Source organism: Pseudofrankia coriaricola (genome assembly GCF_001854805.1).
Lineage (GTDB): Bacteria > Actinomycetota > Actinomycetes > Frankiales > Frankiaceae > Pseudofrankia.
The window spans coordinates 25,355-44,652 of the sequence record NZ_MBLO01000006.1 but is presented as its reverse complement, the minus strand read 5'-3'; the positions used below and the strand labels follow the sequence as shown (position 1 = coordinate 44,652).

The 19,298-nt window shown below is 69.3% G+C and carries 17 protein-coding genes; 7 read left to right on the top strand and 10 right to left on the bottom strand.

The window, feature by feature from the left end:
• Nucleotides 1-6 precede the first annotated feature (6 nt).
• Nucleotides 7-1,416, bottom strand: a complete 1,410-nt coding sequence (locus BCD48_RS01640; RefSeq protein WP_083418031.1) for an FAD-binding protein — start codon at nucleotides 1,414-1,416, stop codon at nucleotides 7-9.
• 305 nt (nucleotides 1,417-1,721) lie between these two features.
• Here BCD48_RS01640 and BCD48_RS52865 point away from each other — a divergent pair, with 305 nt between their 5' ends.
• Nucleotides 1,722-1,907 carry a hypothetical protein gene (locus BCD48_RS52865; RefSeq protein ID WP_071046427.1) on the top strand — a complete coding sequence of 62 codons (186 nt, stop codon included), beginning with the start codon at nucleotides 1,722-1,724 and terminating at the stop codon, nucleotides 1,905-1,907.
• A gap of 19 nt (nucleotides 1,908-1,926) precedes the next feature.
• Nucleotides 1,927-2,742, top strand: coding sequence for an AraC family transcriptional regulator (locus tag BCD48_RS01630; protein ID WP_157910405.1), 816 nt, complete (start codon nucleotides 1,927-1,929; stop codon nucleotides 2,740-2,742).
• 165 nt (nucleotides 2,743-2,907) lie between these two features.
• Here the strand turns inward: BCD48_RS01630 and BCD48_RS01625 are convergent, their stop codons facing one another.
• Nucleotides 2,908-3,486: a dihydrofolate reductase family protein gene (locus tag BCD48_RS01625; RefSeq protein WP_071046425.1), complete on the bottom strand. Its 579-nt coding sequence runs from the start codon at nucleotides 3,484-3,486 to the stop codon at nucleotides 2,908-2,910.
• A 158-nt stretch (nucleotides 3,487-3,644) separates the two neighbouring features.
• Here BCD48_RS01625 and BCD48_RS01620 point away from each other — a divergent pair, with 158 nt between their 5' ends.
• Nucleotides 3,645-3,821: an integrase core domain-containing protein gene (locus BCD48_RS01620; protein WP_071046424.1), complete on the top strand. Its 177-nt coding sequence runs from the start codon at nucleotides 3,645-3,647 to the stop codon at nucleotides 3,819-3,821.
• Between the two features lie 178 nt (nucleotides 3,822-3,999).
• On the opposite strand, the gene BCD48_RS01615 is transcribed toward BCD48_RS01620, so the two are convergent.
• The 7 genes from BCD48_RS01615 to tkt form a co-directional block, all read right to left on the bottom strand.
• On the bottom strand, nucleotides 4,000-4,284 hold the full coding sequence (locus BCD48_RS01615; RefSeq protein WP_071046423.1) for a hypothetical protein: 285 nt from the start codon (nucleotides 4,282-4,284) through the stop codon (nucleotides 4,000-4,002).
• Nucleotides 4,285-4,689: 405 nt separating this feature from the next.
• Nucleotides 4,690-5,499: a Cof-type HAD-IIB family hydrolase gene (locus BCD48_RS01610; protein WP_071046422.1), complete on the bottom strand. Its 810-nt coding sequence runs from the start codon at nucleotides 5,497-5,499 to the stop codon at nucleotides 4,690-4,692.
• The gene (zwf, locus tag BCD48_RS01605) at nucleotides 5,496-6,974 is read right to left on the bottom strand and encodes a glucose-6-phosphate dehydrogenase (RefSeq protein ID WP_071046421.1); all 1,479 of its coding nucleotides are present in this window, start codon (nucleotides 6,972-6,974) and stop codon (nucleotides 5,496-5,498) included. The genes BCD48_RS01610 and zwf overlap by 4 nt, the downstream gene beginning before the upstream one ends.
• A gap of 90 nt (nucleotides 6,975-7,064) precedes the next feature.
• A complete protein-coding gene (gene gnd / locus BCD48_RS01600; RefSeq protein WP_198543033.1) occupies nucleotides 7,065-8,084 on the bottom strand; it encodes a phosphogluconate dehydrogenase (NAD(+)-dependent, decarboxylating) in 1,020 nt (339 codons plus the stop codon).
• A gap of 97 nt (nucleotides 8,085-8,181) precedes the next feature.
• Nucleotides 8,182-8,463 (bottom strand): phosphoglucose isomerase-related protein, encoded by a 282-nt coding sequence (locus BCD48_RS01595; RefSeq protein WP_071046419.1) that lies wholly within the window; start codon nucleotides 8,461-8,463, stop codon nucleotides 8,182-8,184.
• On the bottom strand, nucleotides 8,448-8,864 hold the full coding sequence (locus tag BCD48_RS01590; protein ID WP_083418038.1) for a transaldolase family protein: 417 nt from the start codon (nucleotides 8,862-8,864) through the stop codon (nucleotides 8,448-8,450). Before BCD48_RS01590 ends, BCD48_RS01595 begins: the two co-directional genes overlap by 16 nt.
• 4 nt (nucleotides 8,865-8,868) lie before the next feature.
• On the bottom strand, nucleotides 8,869-10,953 hold the full coding sequence (gene tkt / locus BCD48_RS01585) for a transketolase (protein ID WP_071046456.1): 2,085 nt from the start codon (nucleotides 10,951-10,953) through the stop codon (nucleotides 8,869-8,871).
• A 270-nt stretch (nucleotides 10,954-11,223) separates the two neighbouring features.
• On the opposite strand from tkt, the gene BCD48_RS01580 reads away from it, so the two are divergent.
• The 4 genes from BCD48_RS01580 (at nucleotide 11,224) to car (ending at nucleotide 18,686) form a co-directional block, all read left to right on the top strand.
• Nucleotides 11,224-12,648: a dihydrolipoyl dehydrogenase family protein gene (locus BCD48_RS01580; RefSeq protein ID WP_071046417.1), complete on the top strand. Its 1,425-nt coding sequence runs from the start codon at nucleotides 11,224-11,226 to the stop codon at nucleotides 12,646-12,648.
• 179 nt (nucleotides 12,649-12,827) lie between these two features.
• Entirely contained in the window at nucleotides 12,828-13,745 is a 918-nt protein-coding gene (locus BCD48_RS01575) for an NADP-dependent oxidoreductase (protein ID WP_071046416.1), read from the top strand.
• Between the two features lie 220 nt (nucleotides 13,746-13,965).
• The gene (locus BCD48_RS01570; protein WP_071046415.1) at nucleotides 13,966-14,610 is read left to right on the top strand and encodes a TetR/AcrR family transcriptional regulator; all 645 of its coding nucleotides are present in this window, start codon (nucleotides 13,966-13,968) and stop codon (nucleotides 14,608-14,610) included.
• 533 nt (nucleotides 14,611-15,143) lie between these two features.
• Entirely contained in the window at nucleotides 15,144-18,686 is a 3,543-nt protein-coding gene (gene car, locus BCD48_RS01565; RefSeq protein ID WP_071046414.1) for a carboxylic acid reductase, read from the top strand.
• On the opposite strand, the gene BCD48_RS01560 is transcribed toward car, so the two are convergent.
• Nucleotides 18,637-19,287, bottom strand: coding sequence for a hypothetical protein (locus BCD48_RS01560; RefSeq protein WP_071046413.1), 651 nt, complete (start codon nucleotides 19,285-19,287; stop codon nucleotides 18,637-18,639). The two genes, car and BCD48_RS01560, sit on opposite strands and share 50 nt — an antisense overlap.
• Nucleotides 19,288-19,298 lie beyond the last annotated feature (11 nt).

The window sequence follows — 19,298 nt, the reverse complement described above, 5'->3', positions numbered from 1 at the left end:
TTCTCGTCACCCCGACACGATCAGCTCATAGCCGGGAGTGAGGCAGTGGGCCGGGTCGAAGCGTTCCTTCGCCTCGCGAACGGCCGGCCACAGGTCGCGGAAGTGTTCGGCCCAGTCCTGGGGCCGGAAGGACAGGGCGCTCACCGGGTAGAGGACACCGCCGGCGGCGAGCACGCGGCGATACAGCGACGCGTTCTGCTCGAGCACGCGGTCGACGTACTCGCCGACCACCGGGCCGGGCGGTGCGAACCGGATCAGGTTGAAGGTGAAGGCGATGTCGTCGTCGGGCATTCTCACCAGCGGAGTCGTGATCCGACTCGTGCGCAGGGCGGAGAACACGACCATCCCATGGGTGCCGAGGTCCTCGGGCGCGACCTCGGCGAGCGCGGCGCGGGCGATGTCGTCCGCGGCCGATCCGGGCAGGAAGGTCAGCCACCACAGGTGAGGAGCGGCCCATTCGCCGGTCGACCGCACGAGCTCGGTGAACCGGTCGAACGCCTCGACATGGTCGACGTAGGACATGTCCTCGATCTGGGCCTGGGCGCGTTCGTCCGCCAGGCCGGCTAGGACGGCGTCGTCGTCCGGCAGGTCGGCCAGGTCATGGAACAGCACCATCTCCAGCTGGTGCCGCCAGGCACGGGCGTCGCCGTCGGGGCCCGCGTCCAGCGTGATCGCGCCCTGAAGGTGGTCCGCACGGTCCTCGCCTAGCAGCAGCCGCTGGTCGGCGGCCAGACGACCGAGATCGGGATACGCGAGGGTGTACCGGCGGGCCCTGGTGGGCGCGGGGATGAGGGTGAGCGTCGCTCGGGTGATGATGCCGAACTGGCCGAGCCCTGCTCGTACCGAGTGGAACAACTCTGGGTTGTCTCGCGGCGAGCAGGTCACGATCCTGCCCTCGCCGGTGACGACCTCCAGTTCGCACACGCTGTCGGTCTGCATGCCGTACCTGTGTGTCGTCCCACCGACCCCGCCCACCGCCAGGGTGCCGCCGACGGAAAGATCCAGGAAGTTCGGGAGAACCGGGGGGACGAGCTGGTCGGGCAGAGTGGCGGCGAGGACCGAACGCCAGGTGGCGCCGGCACCGACGGTCAACCGGTCATCGCCCGTCCGGTGGATCTCGTCGAAACCCGTCATGTCGACGACGACTCCGCCGTCCACCTGGGACCGGCCGAAGGTGGAGTGGCCCTGCCCGCGGGCGGCGATCCCACGGCCGGTGTCGGCCGCCCACCGCACGGCGACCGCGATGTCCCGTGCCGAAGCTGGCCGGAGCACTCCCAGCGGCATCCGCCTGATCACATGTCCGAAGTCATCCGCCGCCGCCGCTCGGACGTCGTCGGCGAACGACACGTCACCGTCGAGCGGCAGAACCTCCCGCCGGGGAAGGCCGCGGCTCGCGCGCATCGTCCTGTCAATCATGTGTCACGCTCCTCGTGGCAGGAAGCAGGCATCACCCGGCAGCATGAGCAAGGGACGGCGGGGCCGTCTTGAAGGAAATTCACCGTGGCCGTCCGGGAGGTCCGCGACGATGTCCCGCGGGGGCCTGTCACCTCGACCAGGCCGCTCGGGTCCGGCTGGTCCAGGTGCTCGGTCCGGCTGCCGGCGGGCCGCCGGTACCAGGAGGCGTAGTCCATGGGTTGGCGCCTGCCCGGTCGCCCATGATGGAGGGTGACTGGTCGTCGAGGAGGTGACTGTCACTCGGCCGCGCGGGCGGCCCGCCTGGCATGGACGACTCCGCCGGCCTGGCCCAGGCCATACTCGGCGGCGACCTGGACGTCAAGCCCGAGGAGCTGGTGGTCGATGACGACGGCTCGGATGATGACCCGGCAAGCTGGCCGGCCCGACGCCGCCGGAGCGCGAGCCGGTACCGCCCGACGGCGCCGTTCACGACTCGGCGATGGCGAGCCTGAGCGGGCCAGATGGCCTCGGGTGGACGGCGCGCCGCACCCCCGGGTGCGTTCCCTGCTTGCCCGTGGCTATGCCGGTTTCACCGACGCGACCAAGCCGTCCCGGCTCGTCATCCCGGCGAGCGCGGCAGTCCCGCTAGTCCTGAAGATCCGCGATTCGGCTGAGCGGCCCCCGGCCTTCGTGCACGGCGTGCATCGTTCGTACGCGGCCATGATCGGCGCCTGTGCGCCGACCTACCTCGAGGCGTGGCTTGCTCCGCTGGGCGCATATGCACTGTTGGGCCTGCCGATGGACGAGCTCGAGGGACAGGTCGTCGATCTGGGCGACGTCGTCGGCGCCGCCGCTGGCAGGCGCCTGACCGAGCGGGTCCGCGAGGCGCCGACCTGGGGCGACCGTTTCGCGCTCATGGACGAGTTCCTGCTGCGCCGGGCGGCGGAAGGGCCCCGTCCCTCACCCGAGGTCGGCTGGGCATGGCGACGGCTGGTGATCACCGGCGGCAGGATCCCGATCAGCCGGCTCGCCGGTGAGGTGGGCTGGAGCCACAAACGCCTGATCGCCGGGTTCAGACGGCAGATCGGCCTACCGCCGAAGACGGCCGCGCGGCTGGTTCGCTTCGACCAGCTGCTCGCGCGTCTCGACGAACGCCGGCCACCACGCTGGGACCAGCTCGCCGCCGAGGGCGGCTATTCCGACCAGGCTCATCTCGTCCGCGACTTCCGCGAGTTCACGGGAGCGGCGCCCACCGCCTTCATGGCCCGCGTCCTCGCCTCGCCTCAGGCCGCGCCGGCCCCGAGCTGGACCCGAACGCGAACGTCAGGCCGACCACCACAACCATGATCACCGTGACGAGCGTGACCACCGCGTCACGCCCCTCCCCCAGACCGTCCCACATCCGGACGGTCCACCACGGCGGCGCTGTGCGCGGCCATCAGACGTCCCCTTGGCCGGCGCCCGAGTCCTACCGGGTCCGCACCGCTTGACAGGCGGGGTGTATGCCTGGGCTCAGACATGCAGGGTTGGCCGGTAGATGAGCTCTTGGATGTGGCCGTCGAGCGTTCGGCTGTCAATCAGCTCGAGGTCGAAGTCGGCCGCACCCTGGAAGATCGGGTCCAGCCCGGTCTGACCGGTGATCACAGGGAAGAGCGTCACCTGGACGCGGTCGACCAGACCAGCGGCCATCAACGCCCGGTTCATCGACAGGCTGCCGTGCGAGCGCAACGGCACCTCAGACTCCTCCTTGAGCCGAGCGACGACGTCGACGGCGTCGCCGCTCACGACTTTCGCATCCGGCCAGTCGAGAGATCCCTCCAGCGTGGTCGACACCACCGTCGCCGGCAGGCTCCTCATCCGTGTGACCCATGGGTCACGCACCTCGGACTCCTCGGTGCCCGAGGCCAGCATCCGCGCGAACGCCCGATACGTGTTGGCCCCGAAGACCATCCGCTGCTCCTCGCCGTACAGGGCGAGGCGGTGGTCGAGGAGCTCGGGGCCTTGCTTGCCCCAGTAGCCGGTCCAGGTGCCGCTGGCGGCACCGAAGCCGTCGAGGCTGGAAAAGACGTCGAAGGTGTAGGTAGCGGTCATGACGCTCTCCTCGAGTGCGGTTGATCGCGTGTCGGAGATACAGACCGGCAGCCACCGCGAGACTAATCGCCCCTGCTTGCCTTGGCCGGCACCCTGTGGGGTGTCAGAAGTCGGCCCTGGCCCGTGACCTGCGGCGATGCGATGGTCCGGGCATCGGCATGATGGTCACCGTGCTGGCCGAGTACACGCGGCACTACAACGGACGCCGTCCACACCGCGCCCTCCAGCTCCAACCACCTCGCCCCGATCATCCGATCGCCGACCTCACAACCGAACGGATCAAGCGCCAACCTATCCTCGGCGATCTGATCAACGAATACGAGCTAGCCGCATAAAACCGCAGGTCAACCCCGGTGGCCGAGTTCTGGCACCCAACACGTCCGTCCGGCCCCGACAGCGCACACACCGGGATGTCGCCCGCTGCCGCCGGATCCAGCTCGGCCTGCACCGCGGCAGCGACGGGATCTGGGACAAGAAGCGCTGATCAGGCGGCCGCCGCTGCGGCCGGCGCGGTCAGGCTTCCTCCAAGGCCTCCCCGAAGTCGCGCAGGGCCTTGCTGTGGCGGCTGGTCGCCAGCGTGTGGCCGACCACGAGTATGACCGCCACCGGCCACTCGATGATCTCCAGCACGGCAAGGGCGGCGACCCCGCCGAGGAAGGCCAGCTGGTCCAGGGATGGCAACGCCACCTGCCGGTGGCCGGGCAGGTCGATCCAGACGGCACTGCGGGCTGCCGCCCGCTCGGCCGCCGCCCGGGCTCCAGACCCCGCCGGGGACGAACGCACTGAGACCGACGTCATACCCAGGGTGTTCCCACCCGCCGTCCCGGTGTAGCCCCGCCCGGCCCCCGCGTCTTCGCGGGTCGCACCCCTCGTGTGCAGCGCTGGCAGGCGGTGTAGTCCGGCAGTCTTTCGTGAAGCGGGACGTACACAATGCAACCTCCTGCATACGAAATATAGTTTTCGACCACGGCACCCCTGCCACTTCAGCGGGGCAGCCGACCGGCGTGCGCTGAGGACGGCTGGTGCAGCGGGTATAGCGAAGCGGGACCGTGGCGCAGAACTGCCTCCAGCGTTTCGGTGGCGTCGATCAAGCTGTCCGTGATCGCACGACCCGAGGGTCGGGCGCGGTCGGCTGGTCGTTCGAGAAGATACTCACCTACGCCCGCCGGTTGAATCTGCGCCGCCGCCCCCGCCCCCCGTGATTCAACCGGTCCGGAGGATGTAGCGGTCGACGGCGTTGGCGAAGCCGTCATCGTCGTTGGCCGTGGTGACCCGTCGAGCAGCCCGCACAACTTCGAGGCTGGCGTTGCCCATCGCGACGCTGAGACCCGAGTGCGCGAACATCAGCACGTCGTTCGGCATGTCGCCGATCGTCGCTATCTGCCTGGTCGGGATGCCGTACCTTTCGCCCAGATACCGCGCGACGCACCCCTTGTTCGCATCCGGGTGGGTCACGTCCAGGTAGTACGGCTGGGAGCGGGCGGCTGCGACGTGGTCGCCGAACTTGGAGTGGGCTGCCGTCGCGGCGGCGACGACGCGTTCGTAGTCGTCACTCACGCCGACAATCTTGACGACGTCCGCGAGGTCGGCGTAATCCGGCGAAACCGTCGGCGCGAACCCGACGGTCCTGGTCTCGCGATCGACGTGGGGCCCTTCGGGGTCGCGCACGTACCAGTCGGTGCCCTGGTAGAGCCAGACATCGAGCGCGAAGGACGTGAGCAGCGCGATCATAGGCCCGACCACATGGCCGGGAACCACCTTCTGCGCTAGGACGGACATGTCGGGTTGTGCGTAAACACCTCCGTTGAACGCCGCGATGGGGGTGGCAAGGGCAAGCGGCTCGACGAGCATGGACATGCCCCGGGGCGGGCGGCCGCTGGTGACTGCGAAGAGCACGTCGGCGTCGCCCAGCCGGCGGACCGCGTCGATGGTCCGGTCGGTGAGGACCTTGTCCGAGGTCACCAACGTTCCGTCGACGTCGGCGAGAAGGAGGCGGGTCGCCGGGCTGGTCATCGGCTTTCCGGTAGGTGCCAGCGGTGGGGTGTGATCAGCCGGTCGATGGACTCGGGTCCCCACGATCCGGGAGCGTACGGTTGCACCGGCGGCGGGTTATCGAGCAGCGGGCTGGAGACCTTCCAGAGGCGCTCGATACCGTCCGATCGGGTGAACAAGGACTGGTCGCCGAGCATGGCATCCAGTATCAACCGTTCATATCCGGCGAGGCTATGCTCTGCGTTGAAGCAGTCGGCGTAGCGGAACGTCATTTCTGCCTCGCCGAGACGCATGGCGGCGCCGGGCTCCTTCGCGAGGAACTGGGCGGTGATCCAGCCCGGGTCAGCGAAATCGATGACAAGCTTGTTGCCGCTGCTGTCCAGCCGCACGTCGGGGTCGAGCTGGAACATCCGTAGCGTCGGATCCCGGAAACCCAGGGTGATGACTTCTCGGCGCTGCGCCAGTTTCTTGCCGGAACGCAGGTAGAACGGCACGCCGGCCCAGCGCCAGTTGTCCACCTCCACCCGCAGCGCGACGAAGGTCTCCGTTCGCGACTGCGGGTCGACACCTGGCTCGGACCGGTAACCGTCGTACTGGCCGCGCACCACGTGTGCCGGATCGACGGGTTTCATCGCCTCGAAGACCTTGGTCTTCTCGTCCCGCAGCGACGTCGCCCGCAGAGCGGTCGGCGGCTCCATCGCCACGAAGCCCAGCACCTGGAACAGGTGTGTCACGATCATGTCCCGGTACGCGCCGGTCCGCTCGTAGAAGCCGGCGCGGCCACCGATTCCCAGGGTCTCGGGCGCGTCGATCTGCACATGGCTGATGTGATCGCGGTTCCAGACCGGCTCGAACAGGCCGTTCGCGAAGCGCAAAGCGAGGATGTTGTCCACCGCCTCCTTACCGAGGAAGTGGTCGATACGGAAGGTCTGGGATTCGTCGAAGACGGCGTGGATCGACCTGTTCAGCTCCCGGGCCGACGGAAGATCGTAGCCGAACGGCTTTTCGACGATCACGTGGGCGTTCGTCGCGAGACCCGACGCGCCGAGCATCCCGATGACCGACCCGAACGCCGCCGGCGGCACTGCAAGGTGGAATAGGCGGCGGGGGCAGCCGCCGATAGCCTTCTCGGCTGTCCGCACCGCCGCAAGGAGCGGCTCGGGAGAATCCTCGTCCGCGGCACCGAAGTCGAGCGAGTCCTCGAACTCCCGCCACGCCGCGCCCGACGGCGTGACGAGGCCGAACTCGTCGACCGCCTCCCTCGCGCGCCGCCGGAACTCGTCGGGCGTGACCGCACCCTTGACGGGCGCCGACCCCACGATCCGGTATTTGGACGGCAGCAGGCCGGCCGCGGCGAGGTGGAACAGGCCGGGGAGGAGCTTGCGTCGGGCGAGGTCCCCGGTCGCGCCGAACAGGACGATCACATGGTCGTCGGGCACCGCGGTCGCCCCTGTCACCGGCCGGCTATCCGGGGCAACCGCTGTCGCTGTGCTCATTGCGTTGACCTCCTTCTCGTCCGCTTAGCGCTACTTGTCGCCTGCGCTGCGTTCAGGTCGACCTGTCGGCCGAAGCCGCCGATTTCTGCGTTATATGACCTTCGCCCTCTTCTCTGCGTGTCCGCCGAATTCGCTGCGCATCGCGGAGAGGACCTTGTCGGTGAAGTCGCCGAGGCCGCGGGAGTAGAACCGCTCGCTTAGCGCCGTCGCGATGACCGGGGCCGGCACACTCTCATCGATCGCCGCGTGCACGGTCCAGCGGCCCTCGCCGGAATCCGACACGCGCCCGGCGAAGTCCTCCAGACCCGGTGAGCGGGCAAGCGCGTCGGCGGTCAGGTCGACGAGCCAGGAGCCGACCACCGAGCCACGCCGCCAGACCTCGGCGACCTCGCCGACGTCGATCTCGTAGCGGTAGGCCTCGGGGTCGCGCAGCGGGGCCGTCTCCGCGTCAACGGTGCGGTCCCGCCTGCCCGCGTCGGCGTGCCGGATGATGCTGAGACCTTCCGCGATCGCGGCCATCATGCCGTACTCGACCCCGTTGTGGATCATCTTCACGAAGTGGCCGGCGCCGCTCGACCCGCAGTGCAGGTAGCCGTCAGGGGCCGTCCCGTCGCGGCTCCGGCTGGGCGTCGGCGCCGCGCTATCGGCGCCGGGCGCGATGGTCCCGAAGATCGGATCCAGCCGCCGCACCGCGGACTCCTCGCCGCCGATCATGAGGCAGTAGCCCCGTTCCAGCCCCCAGACCCCGCCGGAGGTCCCGCAGTCCACGTAGTGCAGCCCGCGGTCGGCGAGCCGTTTCGCGCGGGCGATGTCGTCCCGGTAGTGCGAGTTGCCGCCGTCGACCACGATGTCGCCGGGCTCGAGCCGGTCGCACAACTCGTCGAGGGTCGACTGCACGACCGCCGCCGGCAGCATCAGCCAGACGACCCGCGGTTTCGTCAGCTTCGTCACCAGGCCGCCGAGCGAGGTCGCGGCCACGGCCCCCTCGGCTTCGAGCGCGTTCACCGCGCTCTCGTTCACGTCGTAGGCCACGCACCGGTGGCCGTCCCGCATGAGCCGGCGGACGAGGTTGGCACCCATCCGTCCCAATCCGATCATGCCGAGCTGCATGGGTCTGTCGGTTGCCATCCCGGCTTCCTTCCTTCTCGCGGCGTTCGTCCCGCGCATTCCTGGCGCTGTCGCGGCCAGGTCCGCGTGAGCGCCGGCGCTAGCCCTTCAGGGTGCGGTAGCGGCGGATCAGGGCGTTGGTGGATGAGTCGTAGGTGAGCTCCGGTTCGGTCCCGCCCGCCAGCTCTGGGGCCATCCGGGCGGCGAGCACCTTGCCGAGCTCGACGCCCCACTGGTCGAAGGAGTCGATTCCCCAGATCGTTCCCTGCGTGAACACGCTGTGTTCGTAGAGCGCCACCAGTGCGCCGAGCACGCGTGGCGTCAGCTGCTCGGCGAGCAGGACCGTGGTGGGGCGGTCGCCCGGCATCACCCGGTGCGGCACGGTCCGCGCCTCGATCTCGTCAGCCTGGATCTCCTCCTCGGTCCGGTGGCTGCGGTGTCGTGGGCGAGCAGCGGGGAGACCTCAAGGGAAACCCAGCCGTCGACTCCGTCGGTTCGGTCGTGAACACCGAGGAACTCGTCCGCCGCGCGCTGCAGGTCACCGATCGCCAGCTCGGTGAAAACCTCCTCGTCCGAAAGGCCGGCCGCGGCGCAGACCCGGATGGCGTCGTCGTAGCCGCCGGATTCGATCGCCTTGTCGAAGATCGACGGATTCGACGTGAGGCCGGTCACCGCGAAGCTGTCGATGTAGCGGCGAAGCTGCCCGGCGTCGAGCATCCGCCGCGTGATGTTGTCGAGCCAGAGGCTCTGCCCGCGTTCGTGCAAGGTCTCGGTCGGCTTCATGCGCTCACCTTCGTCCAGCGCCATGTCCGACGGGCATCCGCCGTTCGGTGGCCACGAGGTCCCGGGCTACCTGCGTGAGGTGGTCCGGGGTGAACCCGAACTTTGTTACGAGTTGCCGCAGCGGCGCGGACGCGCCGAAGGTGTGCATGCCGACGACGGCACCGTGGTCCCCGACGTAGCGGTCCCAGCCCAGGGTCGAGGCCTGTTCGACCGCGACGCGGGCCGTCACGTCCGCCGGCAGCACCTGCTCCCGGTACTCCGGCGACTGCCGGTCGAACAGCTCCCAGCACGGCATGCTCACGACCCGGGCGCCGATCCCGTCGGCCGCCAGCTCGTCGCGCGCGGCGAGGGCGAGCGCCACCTCCGAGCCGGTCGCGAGCAGGATCACGTCTGGTTTCCCGGGACCCGCGTCCGCCAGCACGTACGCCCCCTTTGCAACCCCGGACGCGGCGGCGAGCCGGGACCGGTCGAAGGTGGGCAGGGCCTGCCGGGAGAGAACCAGCGCGGCAGGCTCGCGGCGCAGCGCCGCCACGATCCGCCAGGTCTCGACGACCTCGCCCGCGTCGGCCGGTCGGAAGACGAGCAGACCGGGCATGGCGCGCAACGACGCCAGCTGCTCGACCGGCTGGTGGGTCGGCCCGTCCTCGCCGACCCCGATCGAGTCGTGGGTGAAGATGTGCAGGGTAGGGATCTCCATCAGCGCGGAGAGCCGGATCGCCCCCCGCGCATAGTCGGAGAAGATCAGAAAGCCGGACCAGTACGGCCGGAGCTTCGTGAGCGCCATGCCGTTCGCGATCGCCGCCGAGGCATGCTCCCGGACACCGAAATGCAGGTTGCGTCCCGACTCCGCCCCGGCCTGGAAGTCGCCGGCGCCGGCGAAGGTGAGCCTGGTCTTCGTGGACGGCGTGAGGTCAGCCGAACCGCCGAGCAGCCACGGCACCGCCTGCGCGAGCGCGTCCAGCACCCGCCCCGAACTGTCCCGCGTCGCGATGCCCGCAGGATCGGCGGGGAAGGAGGGCAGCGCGGCCTCCCAGCCGTCCGGCAGCTCCCGGCGCTGCATGCGTTCGATCTCCTCGGCCAGCTCCGGGTAGACGTCGCGGTACTCGGCGAACCTCGCCTCCCAGGCGGCCCGAGCCGCCTCGCCGCGCGCCCGGATGCCCTGGGCGAAGTGGTCGTAGACCTCGGCGGGGACGAAGAAGTCGATGTCCGGGGGCATGCCGAGGAAGCGCTTGGTCGCCCGCACCCCCTCCCGGCCGAGCGGCTTCCCGTGGGCTTTCGGGGAGTCCTCGACGGGCGAGCCGTAGCCGATGTGGCTGTGCACCAGCACCAGGGTCGGCCGGCTGACTTCGGCGCGGAAGCTGTGCAAGGCACGGGCCACCTGGTCGAGGTCGTTCGCGTCGGCGACCGTCGTCACGTTCCAGCCGTGGGCGATGAAGCGGGCGGCCACGTCCTCGGTGAACGTGAGGTCGGTGTGGCCCTCGATGGTCACCCGGTTCGAGTCGTAGATCCAGCACAGGTTTGCCAGGCCCAGATGTCCTGCGAGCGAGGCCGCCTCCGCCGAGATGCCCTCCATCATGCAGCCGTCCCCGGCCAGCGCGTACACGTCGAAGTCGAACAGCCGAAACCCGTCCCGGTTGTACCGCGACCCCAGCCACCGACCCGCGATCGCCATGCCCACCGACATCGCGACACCCTGGCCGAGCGGGCCAGTCGTCGCCTCCACACCACTCGTCCACCGGTACTCCGGGTGGCCCGGGCAGTGCGAGTCAAACTGACGGAACGTCTTCAGATCCTCGAGGGTCACCGCCCGCCGGCCGAGCACCTCGTAGTCGGGATCGACTGCGCGCGCGCCGGCGAGGTGCAGCAACGACCAGAGCAGAGCCGACGCATGCCCCTCGGACAGCACGAAACGGTCCCGATTTGGCCAGATCGGGTCGCCCGGGTCGAAACGTAGGAACCGCTGCCAGAGGGTGTAAGCCACCGGAGCGATATCCATCGGCGTACCGGGATGCCCGGAGGCGGCGCGTTCGATCGTGTCCATACACAACCCACGGATCGTGTTGGCACACAGCATGTCCAGGTCGGTCATGGTGGGCGTCTCCAGTCGGCGCACTGGGCGGCGGGGCCTGAATCGACCCTCGATACCTCAGAGTTACCCACCCACTACCCGATGCAAATGGTGATGTCGGCGGGAGACCGAACGGCAGGCCCGGCAGCTGGCGTGAGCAGAACGGCCCTCGGCGGATCGTCTCCAGCGACGCCGATAAAGCTGTGATCCGCATGAGATCACCGGTTCGACCGTCAGCAAGCGGGGGATGGCACACCGTAGCGTGACCGCGGCAACGGTGGTGGAGGTGTCATGGCGGACACGGACGAGGTCTTCGACGTAATCGTGATCGGCGCGGGACCGGTCGGGGAGACAGCTGCCGCACGCGCTGTCCGGGGCGGTTTGACGGCAGCGGTCGTGGAGCAGCGCCTGGCCGGCGGCGAGTGCCACTACTACGCCTGCCTTCCGAGCAAGGCGCTGCTGCGGCCGGTGGACCTGGCTGGCGACGTGAGCCGGGTGCCGGGGACGGAGCTGCGCGGCCCCATCGACACCGCCGCGGTGCTGGCCCGCCGCGACGAGATCGTGGACCACCTCGACGACGGCGGCCAGGTGAGCTGGATCGAGAACCTCCCGGCGACGTTCGTGCGCGGCCGGGGACGCCTGGCCGGGCCCATGCGGGTCGAGGCGACGACGCCGGACGACGGGACCCGGGCGCTGCGGGCCCGCCACGCCGTCATCGTCGCGACCGGCAGCAACCCCGCCATCCCGGACGTGCCCGGGCTGCGGGAGGCACAGCCGTGGACAAACCGGGAGGCGACCGCCGTCCAGCACGTGCCCAAGCGCCTTGCGGTGATCGGCGGTGGGCCCGTCGGCTGCGAGATGTCCCAGGCGCTGCACGCCCTCGGCGCCGAAGAGACCACCATGCTGGTGCGCGAAGACCGGCTGCTCACCCGGACCGAGCCGTTCGCCGGTGAGCTGCTGGCGAGGTCCCTCCGAGCCTCGGGCATCGACGTGCGCCTCGGCCGCTCGCCGGTCCGGGTCGAGCGGCCGCTGCCGGACGGTTCGGTGACCGTCCACACCGACGACGGCTCGCGGGTCGAGGCCGACGAGATCCTCGTCGGCGCCGGCCGCAGGGTGGCTGTCGGCGACCTCGGCCTGGACACCGTCGGCCTGGCGGCCGACGGCCCGATCGAGGTGGACGCCAGCATGCGGGCGACCAACCTCCACGACGGCTGGCTGTACGCCATCGGCGACGTCAACGGCCGCAACCTGCTCACCCACATGGGCAAGTACCAGGCACGGGTCTGTGGCGACGTGATCGCCGCCCGTGCCGCCGGCCAGCCCGACGACCTCCCCGGGATGCGCGACACCGCCGACAACCGGGCCACCCCCCAGGTCATCTTCACCGACCCCCAGGTCTGCGTGGTCGGGCGCACGGAGTCCCAGGCCCGCGCCGACGGCTTTCCCGTCCGCACAGTCGACTACGACATGGGCACGGTCGAAGGCGCCCAGCTACAGGCCGCGGGCTACACCGGCCGGGCAAAACTGGTCGTCGACTCCGACCGCCGCGTCCTGCTCGGCGCCACGTTCGTTGCCCCTGAAGTGGTTGATCTGCTGCACTCGGCGACCATCGCGGTGGCCGCGGAGGTTCCCCTCGACCAGCTGTGGCACGCGGTCCCCTCGTTCCCGACCGTGAGCGAGATCTGGCTGAAACTGTTGGAAGAGTACGGCCTGTAAGCCCGGACGGCCCCAACGATGATCGGGCTACCTTGGCGAGGTAGCCCTCACCCGGCCGACGGATGCGGAGCTCGACGGTTGATCGGCGTTGTCGGCCGCATCGGGCTTGTCAACGCCCAGCTGACCCGCGACTGCTCGCCAGCAGCTCCCCCAGCCGGTCGGTCAGCGGAGGTGTCCAAATGAAAGCGATCGTGGTGACAGATGAGGCCGCGGGAWCGGCCGGGATGACGCTGGTGGAGCGGCCCGAGCCGGAACCGGCACTGAACGATGTCGTCGTTCAGGTTCATGCGTCGGGATTCACTCCGGGTGAGCTGACGTGGTTCTCGACCTGGACCGATCGCTTCGGCCGTGACCGGACACCGTCGATTCCCGGGCAAGAGCTGGCCGGAGTGGTCACCGCCCTCGGCTATGGCACGACGGGGCTGTCGGTGGGACAGCGGGTGTTCGGCCTCACGGACTGGACTCGCGACGGCACCCTGGCGGAGTACGCGGCTGTCGAGGCACGCAACCTCGCGCCGCTGCCGGGCGACGTCGACTTCACGGTGGGCGCGAGCCTGCCGATGCCGGGCCTGACCGCGTGGCAGGGACTGTTCGAGCACGGCCGCCTTCAGGCGGGGCAGAGCGTCCTCGTGCACGGCGCGGCCGGCGCAGTCGGGTCGATGGTGACGCAGCTCGCACGAGAGGCCGGCGCGTACGTCATCGGCACCGGACGCGCTGCCGACCGTCAGAAGGCGCTCGACTTCGGCGCGCAGGAGTTCGTCGACCTCGACAACGACGCCCTGGAAGACGTCGGCGGAGTCGATCTGGTTTTCGATGTCATCGGCGGCGGCATCGGGAAGCGGTCCGCAGGCGTGATCCGGTCCGGAGGAACGCTGGTGTCCGTCGTCGGGCCGCCGGAGGCGCGGCCCGCGGACGGCTTGGCGATCGATTTCGTTGTCGTGTCCGATCGCGCCCAACTTGGTGAGATCGTCCAGCGGGTGCGGGACGGACGACTRCGGACGAACATCGGCAACGTCTCGACCCTCGACGATGCCGTCGCCGCCTTCAACCCGACCGAGCGGATCACCGGGAAGACGATCATCCGCTTTCGTCCGTAAGGACTTTGGGACAGTGACCGGGCCTCGTGGATCAGCGTCATCCGCGAGGCCACGCGGTATCCCCACGACGTCCGGATTTCGGTGAGCGCCGACCTCCGGGGCGACGCCTCGGAGGACCTGGTCCGAGCGCTGTCCCGCCCCGACACGGCCCATGCTCAGAGCCCTGAAACGAGCTTGCCGCACCCACTGTGGATCATGGAGATCCTGTCAGACTGTCCATATGGCGACACCCTCGAGGACCCCTGCCCGCAGGAGCGGGCGTCCGACGAGCGCGCAGGCCGCCCGGCTCGAGCAGGATCTCAAGGAGGCGGCCCTGGAGCTGTTCCTCGAACGTGGATATGAGGCCACCTCGCTGGACGACATCGCCGCGCTTGCCGGTACGACGAAGCAGTCGCTGTACGCGCGGTTCCGCAGCAAGGACGATCTGTTCACCACCGTCCTCAACTGGGCGATGGAGCGACCCGACTGGCCAAGCCCCGAACCGGGTCACGCAGACCTCCCTGAGGATCTGGAGGCCGCACTGCTCGCGATCGCGGAAGCCGCCGTGCGCAGGGTCCTCGATCCCCGGATGGTCGCACTCGCCCGGCTGGCGATCGCGCAGGCAGCTCGGTTCCCCGAGGTCGCTCGCAAGACGTACTGCATCTGGCCACGACAGAAGGCCGTCGCCAACCTGCTGCGTGAGCACGCTGCCACCGGGGCGATCTCCGTGCACGACGCCGACCTGCTCGCCGAACACTTCCTCGGGATGGTAGCGGTAGCCCCGGCGCGCATGGCATCTTTCGGCATCGTGCACGATCACGAAGAGCAGCAACGCCGCACCGCGGATGCTGTCCGATTGTTCTTGCGAGCCGTGAGACCGGACTGATTCGACACGATCGTCGCCTTACCTGGTGATGGCTTGGATGTCCGGCCCGGCCTCGTCGCCCATCCAGGCGGGGTCGCCCACCAGTGCGTGGGTCAGAACCTCCTCGTCGATGATGGCGACGCGATGCGGTTCCTGCTCGCCGTCTCGAAGTTACGTCGGACCGGGCGGGACTCGTGCGAGACGAGCGACCCTGCTGTCCTGAGCACGGCTGCGGGTTCAGGCGTACGTGGGCTCGCGTTGGGCTCGTCCGAGGAGCTCGCGCCGGCAGGCCGCATCTGAGGTTGACCGAAATCAACCTCGTCAGTATGATTACCCTCGTCGCCGGGTGGCGGCGGGGACCGAGGGGCACTGCTGCTCTCGTGGCTCCCGCGCTTTTCGTCACGTGAACGGAGCGCCTGCCGCGGCGGCGCCAAGCCGAACGGCGCCGCCTGGGCGTCCAGCCCGACAGGCTGCCCTTCCCGCCGGAGTTCGCCGGTTCCGAAGGACACCCGTACCTCCCGATACCGCAGGCCTAACCGGGGGCGAGGAAGACCATGTCAGTGACAGATGCGCGTAATCCGGCCGAACGCCTTGCCGATCTAGTAAGAGCCGACGAGCAGCTGCGGGCGCTGAGCCCCGATCCGGAGGTCGCCGCGGCCGCTCTCCGCCCGGGCCTGTCCTACCAGCAGGTCATCACGACGGTGCTCGACGGTTACGCGGGACGTGCGGCACTGGGCCAGCGAAGCTACCGGCCCGTCTCGGACGCGACAGGACGCGCGCACCGGGCCTACCAGCCCGACTTCGACACGATCAGCTACGGCGAGCTCCTCCGCCGGGTGAAATGCCTCGCCACGTTGTGGCATCACGACGGGCGATACCGCGTCGATCCTGGTGACTTCGTCTGCATCCTTGGCTTCGCCAGCACGGACTACGTCACGGTTGACCTGGCGGTGGCCTGTGCACTTGCCGTGAGCGTGCCCCTGCAGGCCACCCTCGCCGCCGCCGACCTGCGCGGAATCTTCGCGGACACCGCACCGACGACGGTGGCGGCGGAGATGGCGGATCTCGAGTTGGTGGTGTCTCTCGCCGGCCCGCAGGACTCCATCCGCACGATCATCGCGCTCGGTTACGACGCCCGGGTCGACGAGGACCGCGAGCGCCTCGTCGCCGCCCAGGACGACATCGCGAGAAACGGCTCGCGCGCGCGGCTCGTCACTCTCAGCGAGATGGTCGACCTCGGCGCCGAGCTGCCGCCGTGGGAGCCGCTTCCCGCGTCCACCGCGGGCGCCGACCGGATGGCGCTGCTCATCCACTCCTCCGGCAGCACCGGCACTCCCAAGGGTGTCATCGTCACCGAGCGCACGGTGTCCGCGCAGTGGGACCCCAGCGAGCGGCTAGGGCCTGTCGTCCGGGTGGCCCTGGCGCCGTTGAACCACCTGGCGGGCCGACACATGATCTACTCGGCGCTCGCCCGGGGCGGACTGGTGAACATCACCGCTCACAGCGACCTGTCCACCGTCTTCGAGGACATACGGCTCACCCGTCCGACAGAGGTGTCGGTGTTCCCGCGGATCCTCGAGCTGGTCCACCACCATTTCCTCGGAGAGGTCTCGAGACGCATGGCCGCCGGCGCCGACGCGGACTCGGCGCGCGCCGAGGTCATGCGGACGATGCGCGCGGAGTTTCTCGGCGACCGGGTGTGTTCCATCGGCGGCGCGGGTGCGCCCATGACGCCTCACCTGCGGGACTTCATCGAAGAGTGCTTCCAGGTTCGGCTCGGCGGCGGCTACGGCTCGACCGAGGCGGGCACCATGGTCGTCATGGGGCGCGTTCTGCGTCCTCCGGTCACCGACTACCGGCTGCGGGACGTTCCTGAGCTCGGCTACCTCCTCACCGACAAGCCGTACCCGCGTGGCGAGTTCTGCGTCAGGAGCGTGCGGGCCACCCCCGGCTACTTCAAGCGGCCGGAGGCGACGGCCGCCCTGTTCGACGCCGACGGGTATCTCTGCACCGGCGACATCGTGGAGGAGCGCGGACCAGACCAGATCCAGTGGATCGGTCGCCGCAACGACGTGCTGAAGCTCTCCCAGAGCGAGTTCGTGGCCGTCGGCGCGCTCGCGACGACGTTCGAGAACGGCAGCGAACTCATCGACCAGATCTTCGTCTACGGCAACTCCGCTCGTTCCTACGTGCTCGCCGTCGTCGTTCCCAATCCGGACGTCGTACGTGACCGGCTCGGCGACCTCACCGCTACGTCGTTGCGGGACCTGATCCGGTCCGAGCTGCGTGACATCGCCGCCAAGGAGGGCCTCCGATCGTTCGAGGTGCCGCGCGACTTCATCGTCGAGCGCGAGCCGTTCACACACGAGAACGGGCTGCTGTCGAGCGTCCACAAACGCATGCGCCCCGCGCTCGAAGCGAAGTACCGCGACCGACTCGAACAGCTCTACATCGAACTCGAACGCCGACAGGCCGAGAACCTCGTCGCGCTGAAGAACCTCGACAACGACACCAGCGTCCTTGACAAGGTCGTCAAGGCGCTCGAGGTGGCGCTGGGGGTGGAGGAGATCGATCCGTCGGCGCCGCTCGGCTTCGTCGACCTCGGAGGGGACTCCCTCGGAGCGTCCAGGTTCTCGGCGATGCTCGCGGATATCTTCGGCGTCGAGGTGCTGGTCAACGCGATCCTCAGCCCCGCGGGTAATCCACGGTCGTGGACACGCGTCATCGAGTCCGCGCTCGACCGGTCCCGCGCCCAGCTCACGACCTTTGACCGCGTCCATGGCGCGGGTTCCCGTCTCCTCCGCGCCTCGGACCTGGACCTCTCGGCGTTCATCCCCGCCGAAGAACTCGCGCAGGCCCCGGCCGCATCGCCACCCGCGGTATCGACCTGCGTGCTCCTGACGGGCGCAACCGGGTTCCTCGGCCGCTTCCTGTGCCTCGAATGGCTCGAACGCCTCGCGACGAGCGGCGGGACGCTCATCTGCCTCGTGCGCGCGACCGACGAAGCCGCCGCCAGCCGCCGCCTCGCGGCTGTGTTCGACACCGATCCGGACCTGCGGCAGCGGTTCGCCGCGCTGAGCGAGGCACGGCTCGAAGTGGTCGTCGGCGACGTGGCGGAGCCAAAGCTCGGACTCGACGACGCCGACTACGACCGCCTCGCGCGGACGGTCGACCGGATCGTCCACCCAGGTGCGCTGGTCAACCACGTCCTTCCCTATGAGAACCTGTTCGGCCCGAACGTCGCGGGCACCGCCGAGCTTGTCCGGCTCGCACTGGCTCACCGACTGAAGCGGTTCGACTTCGTCTCGTCGGCCGCGACCACCTACCTGCTCGAGCGGAGGGCGCCGCGCGGCGAGGACTCCCCGCTGCTCGACGTGATCGATCTCGACCGGCATCCGATGGGCTACGGCACGAGCAAATGGGCCGCGGAGCAGGTGCTGCTCAGCGCACACCGTACGGCCGGGTTACCGGTGAACGTCTTCCGCGGTGACATGATGCTCGCTCATCGGAAATATCACGGTCAGATCAACGCACCCGATGTCTTCACCCGGCTACTCACCAGCATCGTGCTCACCGGTCTTGCTCCCGGATCCTTCTACCCGTTGGACCGCGACGACACGAAGACCCGCGCACACTACGACGGACTCCCGGTCGACTTCGTAGCCGGGGCAATAGTGGGAATCAGCGCCGAGCCGTACGACGGTTTCCACAACTATCACGTCCTGAACCATCACGCCGACGACGGAATCTCGCTCGACACGTTCGTCGAGTGGATCGAAGGCGCAGGTTATGCGGTCGAGCGCCTGTCAGGTTACAGCAGCTGGGTCGAACGCTTCGAGGCCAAGCTCAAGGCACTGCCCGAAGCGAAGCGCCAGCACTCGTCCCTGACGGTTCTCGGCACGATGAGACAGCCTCGACCCATCGAGCCGATGGTCGGCACGCAGCGATTCCAGGAGGCAGTCCGCCGTCTGCCGGTCGGCCCGGAGGTTCCCCGCCTTACCAGAGACTTCATCCACAAGTGCCTGGACGACATGGCTCGGCTGGGCCTCATTCACAGGCTTGCAACCTCAGCTGACGTCGTGTCGACACGATCCTGACCGGTGAGGATGGCCCCTTCGGTCCCGAACGGCACCAGCCGGTGAACACCGCCTGGATCTGTGCCGTTGTGGCCGCCGAGACCGCGCCAGGCTCGGCGACCACCGTGATGTTCTGCGCGACCCGCAGCAGGGCCGCGGTATCCACCGGGGCGGCGCTCTGGGCCGTAACCGCGGCCACCGGGCCGGCCGAGCCCTCCCGCCAGGTCAGGCCGGCCCGGTAGTGCGGCCGCCCGCCTGGCTGTGACGTCAGACCGCCGTTGTAGCGCCGGCCCGGCTGGCTGTGCACCGTGATCGGCGTTCCGCCTTCCGATAGGTGCGACGCCGCGAAGTCCTCCTGTGGATGCCAGCTCACCACGATCCGCAGCAGTGAGTCCCGCTCGCCCGCCTGGGTGAACGAGCTGACGTAGATCGCGTCCTGGTGCCCGGTGTACGCCACCCCGGCGCCGGGCTGGCCGGTCTGGTCGCCGATCCCGCGACCGTTCGGTCCGCCGCCGTCGCCCAGACGAGTCGTGCCCGCCGGCAGCCAGCCGATCCGGATTCCGCCCCAGCCCGCGTCCGCCGGCGTGCCCACGAACCCCTCGAACGCCTGCTCATCCCGCATGCAGCCCCGCC